The sequence below is a fragment of the Devosia sp. genome (assembly GCF_017307565.1).
Lineage (GTDB): Bacteria > Pseudomonadota > Alphaproteobacteria > Rhizobiales > Devosiaceae > Devosia.
This window is the reverse complement of record NZ_JAFKHD010000274.1, coordinates 1-3,013: the sequence shown is the minus strand read 5'-3', so window position 1 is coordinate 3,013 and position 3,013 is coordinate 1. Positions and strand designations below refer to the sequence as shown.

General features: G+C 61.6%; 4 protein-coding genes. 2 read left to right on the top strand and 2 right to left on the bottom strand.

What is annotated here, in order from left to right:
- On the bottom strand, positions 1 to 628 hold a 628-nt coding region (locus tag J0I64_RS08565; protein ID WP_291407167.1), incomplete at its 3' end, for a sulfite exporter TauE/SafE family protein.
- A 278-nt stretch (positions 629 to 906) separates the two neighbouring features.
- Here J0I64_RS08565 and J0I64_RS08560 point away from each other — a divergent pair.
- A complete protein-coding gene (locus J0I64_RS08560) occupies positions 907 to 1,347 on the top strand; it encodes a glyoxalase superfamily protein (protein WP_291407166.1) in 441 nt (146 codons plus the stop codon).
- Positions 1,348 to 1,475: 128 nt separating this feature from the next.
- Positions 1,476 to 2,180, top strand: coding sequence for a glutathione S-transferase N-terminal domain-containing protein (locus tag J0I64_RS08555; protein WP_291407165.1), 705 nt, complete (start codon positions 1,476 to 1,478; stop codon positions 2,178 to 2,180).
- Between the two features lie 38 nt (positions 2,181 to 2,218).
- Here J0I64_RS08555 and J0I64_RS08550 read toward each other — a convergent pair whose 3' ends face one another.
- Complete coding sequence (locus J0I64_RS08550) at positions 2,219 to 2,743, bottom strand: DUF2147 domain-containing protein (RefSeq protein WP_291407164.1); 525 nt, start codon at positions 2,741 to 2,743, stop codon at positions 2,219 to 2,221.
- Positions 2,744 to 3,013: the final 270 nt, after the last annotated feature.

Below are 3,013 nucleotides of genomic sequence, written 5' to 3'. Positions count from 1 at the left end.
CAATCGAGCCGTGGTACCAGTCGATTGTCCCGCTGAAGATAAACCGCGCCACGGCCACAAGCGCGATGGTCGAGGAGATGAATAGCTTCAGCCCGTTCATGGCGTGGATATCGCGCATCCCCGCCATGGCGAGGAAGGCCAGCAGCAGAATGCCGAGCCCGGCATTGAAGAACCCGCCATAAACCGACACACCAGCCAGAAGCGCGAGGATAAGCACGGTGCCAAGCGCCTTCATCCCGGTGCGTCCACCGCCACGGGCGCGAAGCGCTGCATTGATGCGATTGCCGAAGGTGAAGGAAAGCACCGCAAAGGCCATGAGCCAGGGCACGACCTTGGAAAACTGCTCGTCCGAAACCACCAGCAGCAGTTCTGCCCCGACATAGCCGAAGATCAACGCAATGACGCCATAGATGACCAGGCGATCCTTGTAGCCGGCCATTGATTTCCAATAGCCGATGGCGCCGCTGACATAGCCGGGCAGGGCGGCATAGGTGTTCGAGGCATTGGCGAGCACAGGCGGCACGCCCGCAAAAAGCAGCGCCGGGAAAACGATGAACGAACCGCCGCCGGCGAGGGAATTGACCGCGCCGCCGAGGAGCCCGGCGAGCAGGAGCAGGATTTCAGTCATGGTGCTTTCACTTTGGGCAATCACAGGTACCTAGCCCGGACAGCGCGATCCTCCCAGCACAAATGTCTGATCGCTTCCATCACCCCGATTGATGGGCCTGATCTTGACTTCCGGCCTTATGAGGCGCATCTACCCGTTCGGTTGCTGGCGCCTGCCGCTCGCGGACATCTGTCCATGGTGAAGCTCAGCCTTGAAAGCTTGATACGGTTCTCTCCGAGGCGCATCATGGCAACGCGGGCCCCATGGACCAGTCGCCTCCTTTCAGGAGATGACCTTTCATGTCTTTTTCTCTCGACACACCTTCGGCCCAGACCCTCAAATCCGAGGCCAGGAACCTGCGCGAAGAACGCGCCAAAACCGGCCAGCCGATCACCCATAGCGCCGCCCTCGAAGAGGTCGCCCGCACCCATGGCTATCGCGACTGGAACACCGCTCGCGCGGCCTTGCCCGATCGCGTTGCCGTGCCTTTCCAGGTCGGCATGCGGGTCAAGGGCTTTTACCTCGAGCAGCCTTTCCGTGGCCTTCTTATTGGCCTGCAGCTTTCGAGCGACATGCAGTACTACAAGGTGACCATCCAGTTCGACGAACCAGTCAACGTCACCCCCACCTTCATGTTCGCCGCGCATCGCCAACGGGTTTCCGCCACGGTCGATATCAATGGCCTCTCGCCCGCCCTGCGCGGCAATGGTCAGCCACAAATGCGGCTGATGCGAGAGTAAGCCTTGCGCTCTATGGCAGTCCCCTTAAGTCAGGGGACTGCCGCACCCGCGGAACGTCGCCGCGCGCACCTTGCTCTTCATCGTAAAGCACCGATATACCTAGCTCATCCAAAAGAGGACGGTGTGCTATGACCAGCCAGACCAAGCCGATCGAAGCCTATTCCCTGCCGACGCCCAACGGGCAGAAGGTGCACATCATGCTCGAAGAGCTTGGCGTGCCATGGAACTATCACCGCATCGACATCGGCAAGGGTGAGCAGTTTACCCCCGAATTCCTGGCCATATCGCCCAACAACAAGATTCCCGCCATTGTCGATCCCGAAGGTCCGGGCGGCGAGCCGATCTCGATCTTCGAATCTGGCGCCATCCTCAAATATCTCGGCCTGAAGTTTGGCAAGCTCTACCCCACCGACCAGCGCGCTCAGGTCAAGGTCGACGAATGGCTCTTCTGGCAGGTCGGCGGCTTTGGCCCCATGCTCGGTCAGAACAATCACTTCTCGGTCTATGCGCCCGAAAAAGTTCCCTACGCCATCAAGCGCTATAACGACGAAACGCACCGTCTCTTTGGCGTCCTTAACAAGCAGCTTGCCGACAAGGACTATATCGCTGGCGACTACTCCATCGCCGACATCGCCTCGATCGGCTGGGCCCAGGGCTGGGAACGTTACGGTGTCACCAGGGAAGAATTCCCCCATGTCCATACCTGGCTCGAGCGCATGGCCGCTCGCCCGGCGGTCGCCCGCGGTCTGAACTGGGGCAAGGACGTGCAGGCAAAAAGCCTCGCTGATGACAAGGAAGCGCAAAAGGTGCTGTTCAACCAGCGCGCCCGTTGATCTCGCGCCCCCGGTCAATCCCCGGGGGCGTTTTTGCCCTACGGCTTCGCTTCAGCGGCGAGCCTTGCGTCCAGCTCTGCCTGCGGCACGCGCAGCCAGTCTTCCCCGCGGCAGATGATATTGTAGAGCACGCAGCCGTTGAGCCGCATGGTGTCCGGCCCCGTCAGTTCCACATAGCCCGAATAGGTCTTGCCGTCCTGCGGGTTGTAGATTTCGCCATCGAAGATCGCCGGCTTGTTGCCGGGCCGCAGGGTCAGCAGATGCAGGTCCTGCATCGGCCGGTTGCGCAGCGCGGGGTTCTCGTTGCGGTAGTCGAAGAACTCCTCGGGCGACATCTCCGCCGCCGCTGCCTGCTCCTCTGTAGTCAGCCCTTCCGATGGCACCACGATCTTGGTGAGAAAACCGCAATAGCCAAGCTCGCAGACCTGGATAGTGACTTCCGACTGCAGCTCCGCCCGCCACACGCCCTCGACAGGCGAAGCAGGGAAGGGGAGTTGTCTCGCTTCCGGCTGTGCGAATGCCGCGCCGGCAACGCCCAGCCAACATGCAATGGTCCACTGCACCAGGCTTACCGCTCTGCCACAAACCCTCATGTCCGCCTCTGTCGCTCTGCCGCACGATTCGCTTGCCGACCGCGCGGCGAGGACCCTAGCCGCCGCCACAGCCGAACACCAACCAAATCGCCCACAGCGCCCCAGCCCGCCCAGACTGCGATTTGCCCGTCAATCTTGCAGCCCCGCCAAAAACCGCTTGCCATCCCCAGCCGCTCCCGCTAGACCCGACCCCGCCGGAGAGGTGGCCGAGTGGTCGAAGGCACACCCCTGCTAAGGGTG